Genomic DNA, 18978 nt, shown 5'->3' on the forward strand with positions numbered 1-18978 from the left:
AATATATTACAGTTGAAATACCTAGTTTTTGGCCTCTAGAGCCCTATTTTTAAAGGTAAATTTATGAAGTCTATAAATCAATTTAATGAAAATGATGTAAAAATCACATCAATTGAGCCGGTTTTTGATGGCTTCTTTAAAATTCATGCGTATAAATTTAATCATGCACTTTTTGCAGGAGGCATGAGCCAAACAGTGCGAAGAGAAATACTAGAGCGCGGTCACGCTGTGGCTGTTTTGCCATACGATCCGAGTACAGATAATGTACTACTTATTGAGCAAATTCGTATTGGCGCTTTGGCGACAAAAGAGTCTCCGTGGTTATTAGAATGTATTGCCGGTATGGCCGAGGGGTCAACTGACTATGAAGATGTGGTTCGTAAAGAAGCCAAAGAAGAGGCAGGGTTAGAGCTGCAAGAACTTGAATTTATGACATCTTATTTATCTAGTCCAGGCGGTACCACCGAGCGATTATATTTGTATTTAGCAAAAACTGATTTGTCTAATGCTGGTGGTATTTATGGTTTGGATAATGAAGACGAAGACATAAAAGTACATGTAATGCCTTATGATGAAGCAATTGCGCGTCTTAACAGTGGAGAAATTGATAACGCTGCGACTGTGATTAGTCTACAATGGTTAGCGTTAAATAAAGCCCGTATTTTGGAACAATGGCAAGTAGAGTAAAGAGGTGTATCGTTGAGTATTGTGGTTGCTAGAAAAGAGTATATTCAATCACTCCCTAAGTATATTACTTTATGTGAGCGTAACTATTTGCGCGCGTTGAAAGTGTTACCCGAAGAAGTCGTGGGTGAAAAGCGCCAAATTGTATTGGCCAATGCCAGCTATGAAGTACATATTGATGATTGCGCCAAATACACCACAGATATTTCAATCAAACAAATCTCAACAATCAGTGATTACTTGCCAGAATTAGACCTTGCCGTGCGCCTTTATCACGATGCGAAGGTGGCTGAAGTGGTTCATCATGATTTTCATCAGCGTATAAAACCCTCTTACGGTTACCCAAATCCGAGCATGCATCACAAAGATGAAAAGTATCAGCTTAATGCCTTTTTAGGTGATTGGTTAATGGCTTGCCTTGAAAGTGGTCGAGTGCCGTTAAACTGGGATGTTAATAATGGCATGGTTTGAACAAACTTATACTTTTGAGGCCCACCATCTAAAACTTGCTCATTTCACTGATTGCCACTTATTCGCTAATAGAGAAGGTGAATACTTTTCTGTAAATACAGCCAGCAACTTAGCGGAGACATTTGAATTTCTCGCAACGCAACAATTAGATGCAGCAATTTTTGGTGGCGATATTACCCAAGATCATACTGTCGAGTCTTATCGATTGTTTGCACAGCTCCTTGAGCAAAGTAGTTTAACTTGTCCTATATTTTGGTTGCCGGGTAATCACGATGAATTGAGTGAGTATACAGCGATTGAAAACACTCAAATACTGCCACATAAAAAATTAGTCGCAGATGGCATTGAAGTAATACTGCTTAATTCTAAAGGCGACACGCCAGCAGGTTGGTGTACGCAAAATCATTTAGAAGAAATAAACACGCATTTGCATGAAACTGAAAACCAAGTGCTCGCGCTATGTCATCACCATCCAGTGCCAATCAACGGCTATTTAGATAAACATATTTTAGAAAATGGGCCACAACTATTAAATGCTTTGGTTGAGAGTGAAAAAGTAAAGGTACTTATTCACGGCCATGTGCATAACGATTACTCGAAAAGTTATAGAGAGATGCCTGTGTTAGCAACACCAGCAACATCGATTCAGTTTTCAAAAGAAACGCCAGATTGGCAGCAGCAAAATTTAGGCCCAGCGGTTCGGCTAATTGAGTTCTCACGTTCAGCGTTTAAAACAGAGGTGATATGGTTAAACGCGTAATTTACATTCACGGGTTTAATAGCTCAGAGAACTCATTTAAAGCGCAGCAGTTTGGACAATGGATATCAATACATTACCCTGATATTGAGTATGTTTCTCCACGCTTACATTTTGATCCTAGAGTTGCCATCATTCAGCTTACCCAGCTAATTGATCAACACACAGTGTTGTTGGGGAGTTCTTTAGGTGGCTTTTATGCGACTTATTTATCACAGTTGCATAACATTAAAGCAGTTGTGATTAATCCGGCAGTTAAGCCTTTTGAATTATTAGCAGATTACTTGGGACCGCAGTATAATCCCTATCAAGACATGCATTATGAATTGACGTTAGAGCATGTTGCTGCATTAAAGTCGTTTTATGTTGAGACGCTTTCTCAGCCAAGCAATGTTTTGTTACTGCAACAAATGGGTGATGAAGTACTCCCATTTAAGCAAGCGGTTGATTATTTCAAACAAAGCGCGCAACATGTAGAGTTTGCCGGTGATCATAGTTTTGTAGGTTTTGAACGCTACTTTGACACCGTTGCCAAATTTCTTAAAATCACGTACAACAAATCGAATAAAAAAGATAAAGAATTAAGCTATGAGCCAGCAGAATTATAATGCCGAAGCGATAGAAGTTTTAAACGGATTAGAACCCGTAAAACGTCGCCCGGGAATGTACACAGATACCACTCGTCCTAACCATTTAGGTCAAGAAGTAATAGATAACAGTGTTGATGAAGCATTAGCTGGCCACGCAACTAAAATTGATGTCATCCTACATGAAGATAACTCGCTAGAGGTTATTGATGACGGTCGAGGTATGCCTGTTGATATTCACCCCGAAGAAGGTATTCCGGGTGTTGAGCTTATTCTTACAAAGCTGCATGCCGGTGGTAAGTTCTCGAATAAAAACTATCAATTCTCAGGTGGTCTTCACGGGGTAGGTATTTCGGTTGTAAACGCCTTATCAACTCGTGTCGAAATTACCGTGCGTCGCGATGCGCAAGTTTATGAAATGGCGTTTGAGAATGGCGACAAAGTACAAGATTTAGAAGTGACAGGCACCGTAGGTAAACGCAACACGGGTACTTCGGTTCATTTTTGGCCAGATGCCAGTTACTTCGATTCAGCAAACTTCTCTTTATCTAAGCTTAATCACTTACTAAAAGCCAAAGCGGTGTTATGCCCAGGCTTACGTATTCGCTTTATCAATAAGCAAACAAAAGAAACGCAAGAATGGCATTATGAAGCCGGTCTTGAAGATTACTTAAAAGACGCAGCAAGTGGTTTCGAAGTATTACCAAAATCGCCTTTCACTGGCAGTTTTAGTGGCTCAACAGAAGGTGTCGATTGGGCGCTACACTGGTTACCTGAAGGTGGCGAGTCAATCGCAGAAAGCTACGTAAACTTAATACCGACAGCACAGGGCGGTACACACGTAAATGGTCTTCGCCAAGGTCTATTAGAGGCCATGCGTGAGTTTTGTGAATTCCGTAACTTATTGCCTCGAGGCGTTAAGTTAACTCCAGACGATATCTGGGATAAATGTAGCTACGTGTTATCGGTGAAAATGCAAGACCCGCAATTTGCAGGTCAAACCAAAGAAAAGCTATCTTCGCGTTCATGTGCGACTTTTGTTTCGGGCATTGTTAAAGATGCATTTAGCTTGTGGTTAAACGAGCACACAGAAACGGCTGAGCTACTTGCAGAATTGTGTATCAGCAATGCGCAAAAGCGTATGCGTGCGGCGAAAAAGGTCGTGCGTAAGAAGGTCACATCAGGTCCTGCATTACCGGGGAAATTAACCGACTGCTCGGGCAGTGAAACAGAGCGCTCAGAACTATTTTTAGTAGAGGGTGACTCGGCAGGTGGTTCTGCGAAGCAAGCCCGAGATCGTGAATTCCAAGCTATCATGCCTCTGCGCGGTAAAATCCTAAATACCTGGGAAGTTGAATCAGGACAAATTCTTGCTTCTCAAGAAGTACACGATATTTCTGTGGCTTTAGGTATTGATCCTGATTCGGACGATTTATCGGGTTTACGCTATGGCAAAATTTGTATTCTTGCCGATGCCGACTCGGATGGATTACACATTGCAACACTCTTGTGTGCATTATTCGTTAAGCATTTCCCGACTTTAGTCAAAGCTGGCCATGTATTTGTGGCAATGCCGCCACTATTTAGAATCGACATTGGTAAAGACGTTTATTACGCGCTCGATGAAGATGAAAAGCGCGGTATTTTAGACCGCATTGAAGCCGAGAAAAAGCGCGGTAAAGTAAACGTTCAACGATTCAAAGGTCTGGGCGAAATGAACCCAATGCAATTGCGCGAAACGACCATGGATCCAAACACTCGCCGTTTAGTCCAGTTAACACTCGATGAAGAAGAACACACATTAGAAATGATGGATATGTTATTGGCTAAAAAGCGCTCGGGTGACAGAAAAGTATGGCTAGAAGCCCATGGCGATAAAGCCGAAGTATAAGAATAGATTTTAAAATTGAGTTGCCGCTATCAGGACTATCCGCTAGCGGCTTTGTACGTTTAAACTCAATGTATTGAGCGTATAAAGATAATAACAATAGGGCGTGATATGACAGATCCGCAAGCTTTGTCCTTACAGGGCATAGAACAGCAAACCATGGGGCGCTTTACCGAAGACGCCTATTTAAACTATTCCATGTACGTGATCATGGACCGAGCATTACCACATATTGGTGATGGCTTAAAACCAGTTCAACGTCGCATTGTTTATGCGATGAGCGAGCTGGGTTTATCGGCTGCAGCTAAATATAAAAAGTCGGCTCGTACGGTAGGTGACGTACTTGGTAAATACCATCCGCACGGCGATAGTGCGTGTTATGAGGCCATGGTATTAATGGCGCAACCGTTCTCATACCGCTATCCGCTTGTTGATGGTCAAGGCAACTGGGGTGCTGCGGACGACCCTAAATCGTTTGCGGCAATGCGTTATACTGAAGCCCGATTATCTAAATTCTCAGAAGTGCTGTTAAAAGAACTCGGTCAAGGCACTGTGGACTGGATCCCGAACTTTGATGGCACCATGGATGAACCTCAGGTGTTACCTGCGCGTTTACCGCATATTTTGCTCAACGGCGTAACGGGTATTGCGGTGGGCATGGCGACAGATATTCCCCCACATAATGTTCGTGAGTTAGCTTCTGCTTGTTGTACTTTACTTGATAAGCCTAAAACAACCCTTGAAGAGTTGTTAGAAGTGGTGCAAGCCCCAGATTACCCGACAGATGCTGAAATCATTACCCCTAAAGCTGATATTCAAAAGATTTATACCACGGGTAAAGGCTCAATTAAAATGCGTGCGGTTTATACCGAAGAACACGGTGAGATTGTGATCACAGCATTACCGCATCAGTGTTCGGGCGCAAAAGTATTAGAGCAAATCGCAGCACAAATGACCGCGAAAAAGCTGCCGATGGTGGCCGACTTACGCGATGAATCAGATCATGAAAACCCAACTCGTATTGTGGTTGTGCCGCGCTCTAACCGTGTAAAAGTTGAGCCACTGATGGCGCACCTATTTGCAACCACAGATTTAGAAAAGAGCTACCGTGTTAACTTAAACATGATTGGTCTAGATGGCAGACCGCAAGTTAAAGACTTACGTTCAATTCTCGCTGAGTGGCTAGTGTTCCGCCGTGAAACAGTGCGTCGTCGTTTACAGTATCGTCTAGATAAAGTCTTAGCGCGTTTACACATTTTAGAAGGTTTAATGATTGCCTTCTTAAATATCGACGAAGTTATTGAAATTATTCGCCATGAAGATAACCCAAAAGCGGAGTTAATGTCGCGCTTTAACTTATCTGATAAACAAGCCGAAGCAATTTTAGATTTAAAACTTCGTCATTTAGCGAAGCTAGAAGAGATGAAAATCAAAGGCGAGCAAGATGAACTTGCAGCAGAGCGTGACAAGCTAGAACAAACGCTTGGTTCAGAGCGTCGTATGTCGACCTTGATGAAAAAAGAGATTCAAGAAGCCGCAGAGCTATATGGCGATGAACGTCGTTCTCCTGTCATTGAGCGTGGTGAATCAAAGGCATTAAGCGAGAAAGACTTAATTCCATCAGAGTCAGTAACGGTTGTATTATCAGAAAAGGGCTGGGCGCGAGTTGCAAAAGGCCATGATATTGATGCTGAAGGGCTTAATTACCGAGCAGGTGATGAATATAAGGCCTCTGCAAAAGGTAAGAGCAATCAGCCAGCCGTCTTCTTAGACAGTACAGGCCGAGCATTTGCAACGGATGCACATAGCCTACCATCTGCACGAAGCCAAGGTGAACCGATGACAGGGCGTTTCAGTCTTGCAGCCGGTGCCACATTTGAGCATGTCGTGATGGGCGATGATGACGAACACTATTTAATGGCCACCGATGGTGGTTATGGCTTTATAGCTAGCTTTAGTGATTTAGTCAGCCGTAATAAAAATGGTAAAGCTTTGGTTAGCGTGCCAAAAGGAGCTGAGTTGTTAGCACCACTTACGGTAAATGACGTGGCCACCGATCGTTGTATGGCGATTTCGAATGAAGGTCGTATGCTTATCTTCCCACTGCGAGATTTACCTAAACTTGCCAAAGGTAAAGGTAATAAAATCATTTCTATTCCAAGTGCGAAAGTGCAGGCCCGTGAAGAGTTTGTAAAAGTGCTTGCGTGTGTGCCAGACGGTGCATCGGTTACCTTACATGCAGGTAAGCGCAAACTAACCCTTAAACCTAGTGACTTAGAGCATTACTATGGTGAACGTGGTCGTCGTGGTAATAAACTTCCTCGAGGCTTACAGCGTGTAGACGAATATGAAATTGAGTTTACAAAGGCAGAGCCGTTAGAAGATGAAATTGCTTCTGACAGCGCTGAATAGCTCAACTTGAAATTTGAAGCCCGCACTTGCGGGCTTTTTTTTCTTGAAAGGTTATATTAATGGCAATCTCCAAAATAGGTAGCTTATTTAAGAGGACAGGTATAACTCTCAAATTAACTTATCAAGTTTGAAAATAATGTTTTTATATTCATGAATTATAAAGATAAAAATTTCGAGTCGGGTAAAAGTCGTGGTTTAGTTTATTTGACTTACCCATAGTGACCTCGTTGGAAGCAAGGGATCAAACAGAAATGATTTTAAAACAGTTAAGAATGAGTCGTCACCTAACCCAAGAGCAATTGGCTGAAATGTCTGGATTGAATGTTCGGACAATTCAGCGCATTGAAAGCGGCCATAATGCCAGTTTTGAATCATTAAAATGCCTTGCCTCCGTTTTAGAAGTAAATGTCGAAACATTACAACAAACGAGGTTAGATATGAAAACACAAAAAGATTTATGGCAAGGCGCACCTTTATGGGTGAAATGGTGGTTTGGACTGAATTATATGAATTTGACGCCCTCTAAACGGGCAACGCTGCGTGCTATCTTTACTTGCCACATCAGCGGTTACCTGTTTTGTTTACTTGGGCTTGTAAGTCAACCTGCACTAGCTGGCGGCGTCATCATGTTAGGGGTTGGTTACTTTTTTAACTTCTGCCTGTGGCTTGGCAATAAATACAGTATTTGGTTCGATGCAGAAGCGTCGCAATACTCTCTCTAGGCTTTGGCAAAAAACACGGTGAACATTAGACTGTTAGCTATTGGCGTTAATCACCGCAAGCTGTTAAGTTTAATGTTCACTTAATAGACTAGATAAAAACAACAACATGAAAAAATTGAGCCTTGGCTTAGCGTTAATGCTAAGTACTAATTTACATGCCTTAGATTTAAATAAATCTGTACAACAAAGCCTACCTAAACTAAATCAGCTCTATTTGCACCTGCACCAAAACCCAGAGCTTTCTTATCAAGAAGAACAAACAGGCAAGCGCTTAGCGAAAGAGCTAAAGCAACTTGGTTTTGAGGTGACTAGTAATGTAGGGGGCTATGGGGTTGTTGGTTTATATAAAAATGGTAACGGCCCAACTGTGATGATCCGTGCTGATACAGATGGATTACCCATTGTTGAGCAAACTGGTAAACCTTATGCGTCAAAAGTAAAAGTGTTAGATAAGCATAATAACCAAGTCGGGGTTATGCATGGTTGTGCTCATGATATTCATATGACCAGTATGATAGGCACCGCCGAGCAATTGATGAAGCATAAAGACCAATGGCAAGGGACGTTGATGATGGTGGCCCAGCCTGCAGAAGAAGTCGGTGGTGGTGCCAAAGCCATGATCAAAGAGGGGCTATTTAAGCAGTTTGCAAAGCCTGATTATGTTTTGGGTTTACACACCAGCGCATCGCTTCCTGCAGGGCAAGTAGCAATTGCACCAGGTTATGCTTTAGCGAACGTTGATTCGGTCGATATCGCTGTCAAAGGTAAAGGCGGACATGGTGCTTATCCACACACAACGATAGATCCTGTGGTATTAGCGTCTCGTATTGTGTTAGGACTACAAACCATTACTAGTCGAGAAATCTCACCGCTTAAGCCGTCTGTTATCACTGTCGGTTCAATTCACGGTGGCTCAAAGCATAATATTATTTCAAATGAAGTGAAGTTACAGCTAACTCTACGCTCATACGACCCTGCGGTGCGAGAGCAACAAATTGCGGCGATTAAACGCTTAACGGCGGGTATTGCACAAAGTGCAGGGTTAGATGAGTCGCTTTACCCAGAAGTTGTGGTACATGAATCAGAGTCTATTCCATCAACTTATAACAACCCTGAACTTGCAACTCGTATGACAAGCAGTATAAAACAAGAGTTAGGTGACTCTCAGGTTGTAAAGGCTGAGCCTGTAATGGCGGGTGAAGACTTTGGCCTATTCGGTCGCACCGAAGAAAACATTCCCATCACCATTTTTTGGTTAGGTGGAGTTGAGCCAAACAGCTACAAAGCAGCAATGCAAAGTGGTGAGCCTTTACCTTCATTGCATTCTAGTAAGTTTGCGCCAGATTATGAATTGGCAGTTCATACGGGCGTGCGCGCTATGACGGCCAGTGCCCTTGATCTTTTTAAGCAGTAATTTTTTATCTAACCTGAGCTTAGGTTATCTAGCTAAATGATAAGAAGCGCCGCAAGATAAAATGCGGCGCTTTTATTTAAAACGGTGCTGGCGTGGTAAAAGTCATCATCTCTTCGCTGCGAGGATGTGCGATTTGCAGCATTTCAGCATGCAATTGTAGACGGTTTGCTGCGGCTAGCGCTTCATCTTTAGCATATAACCTATCACCTAAGATCACATGACCCAGTGATAACATGTGTACTCTCAACTGATGTGAGCGCCCTGTGATAGGAGTGAGTTTTACGCGCGTTGCAGCTGCTTCATAGTCTAACACTTCAAAATGTGTCAAAGACGGTTTACCACTTTCGTGACACACCATTTGTTTTGGTCGGTTAGGCCAATCGCATGTTAGCGGTAAATCAACTGAGCCTGTAGGCTGCGCTAATTTACCATGCACACGGGCAATGTAATACTTGTTGGTCAATCTATCTTGAAATTGAATGCTTAAAAAACGATGGGCTTCTTTGTGCATGGCCAAACACAGTACGCCTGAAGTTGCCATGTCTAAACGATGGACTATTCTCGCACTTGGAAAAACACGGTTTACTCGCGCAATTGCACAATCGGCATGTTTTGGGTCTTTACCGGGTACTGTTAACAATCCACTGGGCTTATTGATAACCAACATATCGTCATCTTGATACAGAATATCTAAATATGGGTCTAGTGGGGGAGCATAGTTAAGTAGCACAGTAATACCTCGTTTTTAGCAAGGGCGCTATTCTACCCTAAGGCAAAGGTAATAAGCGAGTTAACTTCGCATACAAAAACAGACTCATAGGAGTCTGTTTTAAATCCTTAAAGTTATCGATTTTCGCTAAACTTTAAACTGCTCAAGCATATCCTCTTGATGAGCAATTTTATCAAACTGTGACTGCATGGTTTGGTCGACATTGGCAGCTTGAGAAAGCACGGTATCTGAGATAATACGAATTTCAGAGGCATTGTCATTGACGTCTGTGACCACTTGTCTTTGTTCATGTAGCATATTGGCGATTTGCATATTTAAATCAACAATATGTGCAATTGAGTCTCGTATCGCATCAAGGGCATGTTTGGTTTCATCGGCTTTACCTACCGTCGTTTGTACCACTTGCTGACTTTGTTTCATAACTTGAACTGCACTCATAGCACCAGCTTGCAGTTGATCAATCATCGATTTGATTTCAGTAGTCGCTTCTTGTGTGCGCTGTGCAAGTGTTCTGACTTCATCGGCAACTACCGCAAAGCCTCGACCTGATTCACCGGCACGGGCTGCTTCAATTGCCGCATTCAGTGCTAACAGGTTAGTTTGCTCAGCAATGCCATTGATCACAGATAGAATTTGTTCAATACCACTTGTTGAGACTTCAAGTTCATTCACAACATTAACAGCATCGCTTATTTGCTCGGATAATTGCGCAATTGAAGAGGTAGTTTCTGAAACAACTTTTTGACCATCTTGCGCAGCTGTATCTGTATTTTGAATCGCAGAGGCGGCTTCTTGTGCGGTATTTGCAACACGCTGTTCGGTATCAGACATGCTGGCTGTCGCCTCGACTAACGCACCTAGTGCATTAACTTGGCGAGAAATTTCTTGTCGAGATTGGTTTGCCTCGTTAGAGGTTTGTTTGGCATCTGCCAGAATTTCGCGACCTAGGCTTTGAATTTGCTCTATGATCCCCTGAAGACGTGCGGTAAATAAGTTGAAGTTTTCTGCAAGCTCTGCAAATTCAGGATCACTATCTGTATTTAAGCGCACAGTTAAGTCAGCATTGCCTTTTGCAATATTCGCCATGGCGTCGTTAATATCTTCTAGCGGTTTAAGGAGAATATTAATCACAAGAGAAAGTAGTACAACACCAACAATTACGAACAAAACAGTGAAAGTGATTGAGTCACTGGTTAAGTTATCAACTGCGGCAAATACTTTGTCTTTTTCAAGTGCAACACCTACTAACCAGTCAAACCCTTCCACTTGTTGGAATACCAGAATGTGCTCTTTGCCATTGAGTTCAATACTCTGCATAGTTTGTCTAAATTGTGTGTTACCTAAAAACTTAGAGGCTTTCTCACCGTTTAATGTGCTGTTAGGGTGCGAAATAATGGTGCCGTCTTTACTCACCATAAAAGCAAAACCAGCATCGAATAGATTAAAAGAGTTAATCATGTTACTGAGCTTTGCCAAGCTCACGTCAAAGAAAATAGCACCATGAAATTGACCTGACTTTTTAACCGGTGTGCCAATTGAAACGAGGATTTCTTTCGATACTGAATCGGCATAAGGCGCAGTCACAATCAACTTGCCTGCGTTTTTAGCATCTTGATACCAAGGGCGCTTTCTTGGGTCCCAAGTCGGGCCTGGGTTCCAGCTTGGATCACTGGCAACATACTTACCCGTACGTTCTTCACCATACCCTATGAGAATGAATTCTTGTTGCAGTTTTTGCTGAGCAAGCAGCGGCGCAGCTTCGTTTAAGCTTCCCGCTTGCGCGACTAAGTCAGTGGTTAGGCTAGCTAAATTTGCACTGCCTTGCATCTGTGCAGTAACCGTGTTGCTGATCCCTTGTATGATCTCAGTAACACTTTGTTCTACTTGTTTTTCAAGATTACTTTTTAGCGAGAAATATTGCTTTACAGACAGCACGGTGAGCGCAAGCAATAAGACCAGTGAGGATATGACGATGATTTTGTGTTTAAACTTCACACATAACTCCAAAGGCCTAGGGCCAGTCATTTTATTATTATTAGCAACGAATTTTTGATTAATGCTTGTTGTCGAACTTAGCGCTTCAGTGGAGCAATTACTCACTTGTTAAGCTGCTAAGTCCTACTAAAGTCTAGGGTTTAAATGCTTAAAACACAACCTAACAAAGTGAGTAAAGTTTTACCTCATTTATTGCTTGCTGGTATTAATTAAGTAGACAGCTGAAAGCGCCAGTGCACCGCCTATTGCCACACTTAATGGTATGGTTTCACCAAAGTACCAAACTGATAACCCCATTGCCGTAACAGGCACTACAAAAATAAACGAACTAGAGCGGCTAGGGCCAATTTTTTGGTTGGCTAAGAAGAACACACTGGTCGCAATGCTAACCACTATGACAGATAGAAATAACATGTGGTGCCAGTAAACATCAGGGTAGTTTGAGATTGAAGAAAACGGATTTAAATCGAACGCAAATACATAGCTCAATATACTGGCCCATAAGTACATCAACGCACTGAATGTCATAAAATCAGCAAATTGTGTGCCGCGTTGGCTGGCCAGAGTTAGAAATGCCCAAGTGAGTGCGGCAAGTACAAAGAATAAATTACCTGATGCGAAAATCTGCGCAGTATCAAAGTGCCAAATTTCAATCATCATCATTCCGCCACAAAGGCCGAGCACCATGCCGAGCAGTTGTAACGGTTTAAATTTTTGTTGATTAAAAATAGCCGCTAAAGCAAACGTCATAATCGGGTTTATTGTAGTCACCAACATACCACCTTTACCCGGTAAACCATCATGTAAGCCTAAGAAGAATAATTGATTGTAACCAGCTAGCAATAGGCCTGCCGGCAAAGACCAAAGTAAAGCTGGTTTCGCAAAGCGTATATTCACCAGTTTGAATCTTTTCACTAAAAACAAAATGGGCAACATACTGATAGATGCCAATGCTAATCGATAAAAAACGGTCAATTTAGCGGGGGCCATGTCGGCAATGATTTTACCTGAAATCCAACTTGCACCCCAAAATAACATGGCAGTGACGAGCGCTAAGATCACGGGGGCGTCATTTGAATTTTCTGATTGCTGCAAAGAGTGCATGACATTCCTTTTTGGCGAGGGGAAGTGAGATGAAATATTGTAAAAATGTTATATCACATATTTCGTTATAGTCGTTCGTAAAAATCGACGAGTTGCCATGATTTTCTTTGAGCAAAAATGAATTTATTAACTCAAGTTTGATTTAAATCGAATAGAGTCTGATCACTTTAAGGATTGTTTAGTATTTTAAAGGTCACTTTCTATACTGAAAAGAGAATATATTCAAACGGCATAGTTAGTATGGATATCAAAGTACTTTTAATCGACGATGATAATTTTATCCATAAGGTAGTAAGAAAAGCTGCCGATGGCGTATTTAATGTGTCACACGCTTTTAATGGCCCTGAAGGGATTGAATTAGCAAAGACGAAATTGCCAGATGTGATCTTACTGGATGTTGAAATGCCTGGGCAAAATGGTTACGAATGCTGTGAGATTTTAAAATCGACGGCAGAAACCAAAGACATCCCCGTTGTATTTCTATCAGGCAAAACCACGCTTAGAGAGCGAATGTTAGGTTATGAAGCTGGAGCGGATGATTACCAACTTAAGCCTTTCGATACGGTTGAGCTAATTGCTAAGCTTAAAGTGTCTGCAAAATATAAGACAGAGCGAGATTCACTTAAAACAGAGATTCAAAGTGTCCACAGCACGGCAATGGATGTGATGACAGGGAATAGTGAACTGGGTTTAGTCATGCGCTTTGTAGAGATGACCTACGGTATTCGTCAATTAGACTCTTTAGCAAAACAATTGCTTGATTTAACTTCTCACCTTGGTTTGAACTGTTCTGTATTGTTTGACTTCAATGGTAAAAATCATACTTTTTGTAGTTCAGGCTTGTTATCGCCCATTGAGCAAGAGTTATTAGAGAGTTGTAGAACTAATAAGCGCTTTATAGATTTTGGCTGCCGTACGATTATTAATTATCCAAAAGTAACTCTTTTAGTGAAAAACATGCCTTTGCACAATGCAGAAAAGTATGGTCGTTTCAAAGATGTTTTACCTACAGTCCTTGGTGCCACAGATGCAAAAATGAGATTAATGGAAACCAATGACATGTTAGTCAAACAAGGCGAGAAAACCCATTTTGCTTTTACGAATATTCGCCATTCATTACAGGATTTAGTTAAAAGTTTGCACGGACATCAAGCTGATGCGGGAGAAAGCATCGAACGTTTGGCGACAAATATGCAGTTGCAGTTACCAAAACTGGCTCTTGAACCAGATCAAGAGGAATTTATAATCGATTCAATAACCGACACTTTTGATGAAGTCTCTGAGCACTTGAGCAACTCTAATGAAGTGAACATTACTTTTGTGCATATTTTAAAAGAAATGAAATCATTAGTTGGAGATTTAGAAGGCGTCATTTCAGCAACGCAGCAAGACATCTGCTTTATGCAAGGTGCTGAGGTAGATATTGACGATGAAGACGGCTATCAAATGGATGTAGAGTTATTTTAGTTGGCTTTTTGTTATATTTAAAAACGCCCAGAATAAACTGGGCGTTTTAGGTTTAAATGAAAACACACTGATATTAGTGAGACACCACAATTAAGCGGATCGCATCGAGTTTCAATTGCGCTTTTTCAATAAACTCATCTAATTGCGCTTTTTGCTTATCGAAAACCTGAATTTCTTCATCACGAATATTCGGGTTGATGGCTTTTAGTGCCACAAGACGACCTTGCTCTTCGTTTAACGAGGTTTGCATTTTCTCTTGTGCAGCCGCTTTAAGCGTTACTAACTCAGCACCCGCTAATTCATTTGCTTTAGTAATGAGTGGGTGAATAGCTGGCTGTAACGCATTTGCCAGTTTACTACCCGTTTGGCGACCAACTGCCGAAAGCTGGTTGTTGAATGCATCAAAGGCCACATTTTCAGCTAGGTTATTACCTGCTTTATCGAGTAATACGCGAATAGGTGTTGGCGGTAAGAAACGACCAACTTGCAACGCTTTTGGTGCAGAGGCTTCAGCGACAAAAATTAACTCAACAAAGAAGGTACCTGCAGGTAGTTTTTTGTTTTTCAGTAATGCCACAGACGCACAACCAAAGTCATCGTCACAGATCATGTCCATGGTGCCTTGTACCATAGGGTGATCCCAACTGATAAACTGCGCATCTTCCTGTGAAAGAGAGGTTGCACGGTCAAACGTCACAGTAATGCCATCATCGCGCAAACATGGGAAAGACGGGTTAAGCATGTGCTCTGTTGGCTTCAAGATAATGGTGTTTTCGCCTTTATCCTCTTGGTTAACACCAAACATATCAAATACATTGATCATGTAAGCAGGTAGTACAACATCGTCATCAAGCTGTTCAATTTCAGCAGCTAATGCATCTGATTTACCCTGACCACTCGAGTGTAGCTCTAATAAACGGTCACGACCTTGTTCCATTTGTTTACGCAGTTGTGCGTTTTGTTTTGCCGCTTGCTCTAAAAGTGGGTCTAGTTCTTCTTCGTCACAGTTATGCTCACTGATAAACTCTAATAAGTCATCGCTGAACTCTTTGTAAAGAAGCTGACCTGTTGTGCTGGTGGTTTCGAATGCATCTAGGCCCTCATGGTACCAACGCAATAACACTTCTTGCGCGGTATTTTCAAAGTAAGGCACATGAATGTTGATGTCGAATTTCTGACCTATACGGTCAAGGCGGCCAATACGCTGCTCTAGTAAGTCTGGGTTCAGCGGTAAATCGAACAGCACAATGTTGTGTGAGAATTGGAAGTTGCGGCCTTCAGAACCAATTTCAGAACATAGTAATACTTGTGCGCTGTCGTATTCGTCGGCGAAGTAAGCGGCTGCACGGTCACGTTCAACAATGCTCATGCCTTCGTGGAAAACCGCTGACTTAATGGCTTCGCGCTCACGTAAAATTTGTTCAAGGTTGATGGCGGTTTGTGCTTCGGCACAGATCAATAACACCTTTTCGTGCTTAAGCTCTTTGAGTTTGGCAATTAACCACTCAACTCGAGGGTCGAAACCCGCCCAGCTACTACCAGCGCCTTCGAACTCTTGGAAGATTTTTTCAGGGAACAGAGCGCGTAATGCAGATTTTTCAGGTGTTTGAATGCCACCCATATTACCCATCACAGACATGGCGGTTTTGTATTGCTTAGGTAATTCAACTGGGTAGCTATGTAGCTTTCGGCTTGGGTAACCATCAATGCCACTGCGACTATTACGGAATAAGATACGACCTGTACCGTGGCGGTCTAATAGCATCGACAAGATTTCTTGCTTTGCTGCGTCATCACCGCTTTGCGCTTTGGCTAGTAATTCAGTGATGTCAGTTTCTTTTAACAGAGTCTTTAAAGTCGTCTGATTCTTTTCATCTAGCTCGCCTTGCTGTAATAGCTGGTTAGCGGCATCAGCGACTTCTTTATAGTGGCTTTCTTCTTCAACAAAAGCGTCGTAATCGTAGAAGCGATCTGGGTCTAACAGCTGCAGACGAGCAAAGTGACTGTAGTGGCCAAGTTGGTCTGGGGTAGCTGTTAGAAGAATTAAACCCGGAATATCTTGGCTAAGCTCCGCAATACGCAGGTATTCTGTGCTTGGCTTTTCTTTAGTTACTGTTAAGTGGTGGGCTTCATCGATGATCAATAGATCCCAATCAGCCAAAGTGGCTTGTTCAAACCAGCGGCGTTTTTTAGTGATGAACTCAAGACTCACCAATACCAGTTGCTCAGTCTCAAATACGTTTGGAGAGTCGGCAAAAGCTTCGTCGCAACGTTCTTCATCGAAGATAGAGAAGTACAAGTTAAAACGACGCATCATTTCAACTAACCATTGGTGCTGTAAGTTTTCAGGCACAACGATTAAAACGCGACTAGCACGGCCAGTTAAAATTTGTTGATGTAAAATCATGCCCGCTTCGATGGTTTTACCTAAACCTACTTCATCTGAAAGTAAAACGCGTGGCGCGTGACGTTGGCCCACTTCATCTGCAATATATAACTGGTGTGGGATAAGGCTGGCACGTTGGCCAATTAGACCTTTTAAATGCGATTGCTGACGGGTGAACTGGTGCTGCCATGTGTTATAGCGCAAGGTATAACGGTCGAATCTATCAATTTGACCTGCGAATAAGCGATCTTGTGGCTTATTAAATTTAATAAAGTGGTCTAAAAACGTTTCTTTTAGCGTGGTTTTTTCTTCTGTATCGAGGCGAATACCGTGATAGCTCAGAATGCCATTTTGTTCTTCAACGGTTTCTACCTCTAGTTCCCACTCTTCGACACTGCGAATAACATCACCGGGATTAAAAATTACACGAGTCACCGGTGCTTCTTGTACTGAGTAAACGCGGTTTTCTCCACTGGCAGGGAATAAAATCGTAAGCTGTCGCCCCTCTAAAGCTACGATGGTACCTAATCCTAAATCTGATTCAGTATCACTGATCCAGCGCTGACCTAAGGAAAAATTCATGTTTGTCTCGACTTAGCAGAAAAAAGGCGGCTATGTTAACCGTAAGCAAGGGCCTATTCAATCTTGTTTATCAGGCAATTTTATGCTTTTGAGGATCCAGTAGCGCGCAGATAAATCACTGCCTTTTAAGATAGTCGAAATCTTTTGATTTAGTGAAGGGAATTGAGCGGTGTATTGAACTTTGGTTTGAACAAAATTTACGCCTTAAAGATAAACACACTCTATTTCTGTCATAAAACAGACTTTTATGACAGATAGGCTAAACTTACAGTGTGGCCATGAGTTTTTGATGGCAACGTCATCAAACGCCATGGCTGTCGCGGTATCAATGCAACGATAGGAAGATGCTATGGTAAAAGCTCAAGATGTCGATAAAAAAATGTACGTGCTCGACACTAACGTACTACTCCACGAACCCCTCGCATACCTCTCTTTCCAAGAGCACGATGTAGTCGTCCCCATGACAGTGTTAGAAGAGCTTGATCATATTAAGGACAGAAAACGTGATGTAAGCCGTGATGCACGTGTTGCTATACGCGGTCTTGAAGATATTTTAAGAGATGCTTCTCCTGAGCAAATGTTAGAAGGGGTGAAGCTGCCAAATACCACTGGGGAGGACACAATAGAAAAATGTGGCCGACTTATTATTATTAACGACCATTTATTCCCAGATAATGTCTCTGGTTTACCGGGCAATGAAAACGACCACAGGATCATTAACTGTGCAATTCATCTGCAACAACAGTACAGCAATACTAAGGTTGTGCTGGTCACCAAGGACATTAACATGCGCCTCAAAGCAAAAGGGGCCGGACTAAAGTTTGTAGAAGACTATCGAACAGACCAACTCATTGACGATATTAAATTGCTCAGCTCTGGATTTAAAAAGTTCCAAGGTGACTTTTGGCAAAGTGTTGGCGAATGTAGCTCAGAGCAGCAAGGGCGCTACACCTTGCATCATATACCTAAAGAGCGCATTGAAGACGTTTTCAGCAATGAGTACATCGTTGATGAAACTGATCACTTTGCAGCGCGAGTGGTGGGGTATGACGAAAAACATATTACTCTCAAAGATCTCGGGGTAGAGCGCCTTATGCATCAACAAGCTTGGGGCGTTTCACCGAAAAATATTTATCAAGGCATGGCACTTGATGCTTTATTAGACCCAGAAATAGAACTGGTCATTCTCACAGGCCCAGCCGGTTGCGGTAAGACACTCCTTGCTTTGGCTTGTGCGTTGGAGATGGTGATTGAGAAGAAGGTTTATGACAAGGTTATTGTCACTCGTAATACTCCTGAAATCGCAGAGAGTATAGGTTTTCTTCCCGGCACAGAAGAAGAAAAAATGGCACCTTGGCTTGCGGCTATTACCGATACCCTTGAAGTGCTACACAAGAATGATGAAAGTCCTATTTCAAGCCGTAACTACATTATGGAAAAGGCTAACATTCAATTTAAGTCAGTAAACTTTATGCGAGGCCGCAGTATCCAAAATGCGGTGGTGATTTTAGATGAGAGCCAAAACTTAACCGCTTCACAATTGAAAACCATCATTACTCGATGCGGTGAAGGCACAAAACTCATTTGTACAGGTAACTTGGCACAAATAGATAGTAATTATTTAACCCCAGTGACCTCGGGGTTGACCTACTTAGTTGAACGGTTTAAACATTTTGAAGGCAGCGCCACCATCAATCTTAATGGTGTGGTGAGAAGTCGTTTGGCCTCATTTGCCGAAGAAAACTTATAGTTTAACTAAATATTTTCCATTCAAATCAA

At 42.2% G+C, this 18978-nt stretch carries 14 protein-coding genes; 10 read left to right on the top strand and 4 right to left on the bottom strand.

All coding sequences use genetic code 11. The annotated features are described in order from the left end of the window. Positions 1-63: 63 nt before the first annotated feature. The 8 genes from nudF to ACH784_RS04725 all read left to right on the top strand — a co-directional run bounded on the left by nudF (position 64) and on the right by ACH784_RS04725 (position 8935). Entirely contained in the window at positions 64-687 is a 624-nt protein-coding gene (nudF, locus tag ACH784_RS04690) for an ADP-ribose diphosphatase (RefSeq protein WP_404393837.1), read from the top strand. Between the two features lie 12 nt (positions 688-699). After that, positions 700-1155 (top strand): DUF1249 domain-containing protein, encoded by a 456-nt coding sequence (locus ACH784_RS04695; RefSeq protein ID WP_404393838.1) that lies wholly within the window; start codon positions 700-702, stop codon positions 1153-1155. Next, positions 1142-1915: a metallophosphoesterase family protein gene (locus ACH784_RS04700; protein WP_404393839.1), complete on the top strand. Its 774-nt coding sequence runs from the start codon at positions 1142-1144 to the stop codon at positions 1913-1915. The genes ACH784_RS04695 and ACH784_RS04700 overlap by 14 nt, the downstream gene beginning before the upstream one ends. Beyond that, positions 1900-2520 carry a YqiA/YcfP family alpha/beta fold hydrolase gene (locus tag ACH784_RS04705; protein ID WP_404393840.1) on the top strand — a complete coding sequence of 207 codons (621 nt, stop codon included), beginning with the start codon at positions 1900-1902 and terminating at the stop codon, positions 2518-2520. Before ACH784_RS04700 ends, ACH784_RS04705 begins: the two co-directional genes overlap by 16 nt. Continuing rightward, entirely contained in the window at positions 2501-4390 is a 1890-nt protein-coding gene (gene parE / locus ACH784_RS04710) for a DNA topoisomerase IV subunit B (RefSeq protein ID WP_404393841.1), read from the top strand. Before ACH784_RS04705 ends, parE begins: the two co-directional genes overlap by 20 nt. Positions 4391-4498: 108 nt before the next feature. Continuing rightward, a complete protein-coding gene (gene parC, locus ACH784_RS04715) occupies positions 4499-6799 on the top strand; it encodes a DNA topoisomerase IV subunit A (protein ID WP_404393842.1) in 2301 nt (766 codons plus the stop codon). Positions 6800-7050: 251 nt separating this feature from the next. Then, positions 7051-7521, top strand: a complete 471-nt coding sequence (locus ACH784_RS04720; protein ID WP_404393843.1) for a helix-turn-helix domain-containing protein — start codon at positions 7051-7053, stop codon at positions 7519-7521. Between the two features lie 106 nt (positions 7522-7627). After that, the gene (locus ACH784_RS04725; protein WP_404393844.1) at positions 7628-8935 is read left to right on the top strand and encodes a M20 family metallopeptidase; all 1308 of its coding nucleotides are present in this window, start codon (positions 7628-7630) and stop codon (positions 8933-8935) included. Between the two features lie 76 nt (positions 8936-9011). Here the strand turns inward: ACH784_RS04725 and rluA are convergent, their stop codons facing one another. The 3 genes from rluA to ACH784_RS04740 form a co-directional block, all read right to left on the bottom strand. Next, positions 9012-9665: a bifunctional tRNA pseudouridine(32) synthase/23S rRNA pseudouridine(746) synthase RluA gene (rluA, locus tag ACH784_RS04730; protein WP_404393845.1), complete on the bottom strand. Its 654-nt coding sequence runs from the start codon at positions 9663-9665 to the stop codon at positions 9012-9014. Between the two features lie 126 nt (positions 9666-9791). Further along, positions 9792-11660: a methyl-accepting chemotaxis protein gene (locus ACH784_RS04735; protein WP_404393846.1), complete on the bottom strand. Its 1869-nt coding sequence runs from the start codon at positions 11658-11660 to the stop codon at positions 9792-9794. A 189-nt stretch (positions 11661-11849) separates the two neighbouring features. Continuing rightward, the gene (locus ACH784_RS04740; RefSeq protein ID WP_404393847.1) at positions 11850-12764 is read right to left on the bottom strand and encodes a DMT family transporter; all 915 of its coding nucleotides are present in this window, start codon (positions 12762-12764) and stop codon (positions 11850-11852) included. Between the two features lie 240 nt (positions 12765-13004). Between ACH784_RS04740 and ACH784_RS04745 the strand changes: the two genes are divergently transcribed. Then, positions 13005-14231: a PleD family two-component system response regulator gene (locus ACH784_RS04745; protein WP_404393848.1), complete on the top strand. Its 1227-nt coding sequence runs from the start codon at positions 13005-13007 to the stop codon at positions 14229-14231. Positions 14232-14304: 73 nt separating this feature from the next. Here the strand turns inward: ACH784_RS04745 and rapA are convergent, their stop codons facing one another. Further along, positions 14305-17199: an RNA polymerase-associated protein RapA gene (gene rapA / locus ACH784_RS04750; protein ID WP_404393849.1), complete on the bottom strand. Its 2895-nt coding sequence runs from the start codon at positions 17197-17199 to the stop codon at positions 14305-14307. Positions 17200-17548: 349 nt separating this feature from the next. Here rapA and ACH784_RS04755 point away from each other — a divergent pair, with 349 nt between their 5' ends. Beyond that, positions 17549-18949, top strand: coding sequence for a PhoH family protein (locus tag ACH784_RS04755; RefSeq protein ID WP_404393850.1), 1401 nt, complete (start codon positions 17549-17551; stop codon positions 18947-18949). Positions 18950-18978 lie beyond the last annotated feature (29 nt).

This window comes from Pseudoalteromonas phenolica (assembly GCF_044788725.1).
Lineage (GTDB): Bacteria > Pseudomonadota > Gammaproteobacteria > Enterobacterales > Alteromonadaceae > Pseudoalteromonas > Pseudoalteromonas phenolica_C.

Excerpts from the sequence above, each read along its gene's own strand:
- ACH784_RS04725 (WP_404393844.1), top strand. The coding sequence starts at position 7,628 with ATGAAAAAATTGAGCCTTGGCTTAGCGTTAATGCTAAGTACTAATTTA.
- parC (WP_404393842.1), top strand. The coding sequence starts at position 4,499 with ATGACAGATCCGCAAGCTTTGTCCTTACAGGGCATAGAACAGCAAACC.
- ACH784_RS04745 (WP_404393848.1), top strand. The coding sequence starts at position 13,005 with ATGGATATCAAAGTACTTTTAATCGACGATGATAATTTTATCCATAAG.
- ACH784_RS04755 (WP_404393850.1), top strand. The coding sequence starts at position 17,549 with ATGGTAAAAGCTCAAGATGTCGATAAAAAAATGTACGTGCTCGACACT.
- rapA (WP_404393849.1), bottom strand. The coding sequence starts at position 17,199 with ATGAATTTTTCCTTAGGTCAGCGCTGGATCAGTGATACTGAATCAGAT.
- ACH784_RS04705 (WP_404393840.1), top strand. The coding sequence starts at position 1,900 with ATGGTTAAACGCGTAATTTACATTCACGGGTTTAATAGCTCAGAGAAC.
- parE (WP_404393841.1), top strand. The coding sequence starts at position 2,501 with ATGAGCCAGCAGAATTATAATGCCGAAGCGATAGAAGTTTTAAACGGA.
- nudF (WP_404393837.1), top strand. The coding sequence starts at position 64 with ATGAAGTCTATAAATCAATTTAATGAAAATGATGTAAAAATCACATCA.
- ACH784_RS04700 (WP_404393839.1), top strand. The coding sequence starts at position 1,142 with ATGGCATGGTTTGAACAAACTTATACTTTTGAGGCCCACCATCTAAAA.
- ACH784_RS04740 (WP_404393847.1), bottom strand. The coding sequence starts at position 12,764 with ATGCACTCTTTGCAGCAATCAGAAAATTCAAATGACGCCCCCGTGATC.
- ACH784_RS04720 (WP_404393843.1), top strand. The coding sequence starts at position 7,051 with ATGATTTTAAAACAGTTAAGAATGAGTCGTCACCTAACCCAAGAGCAA.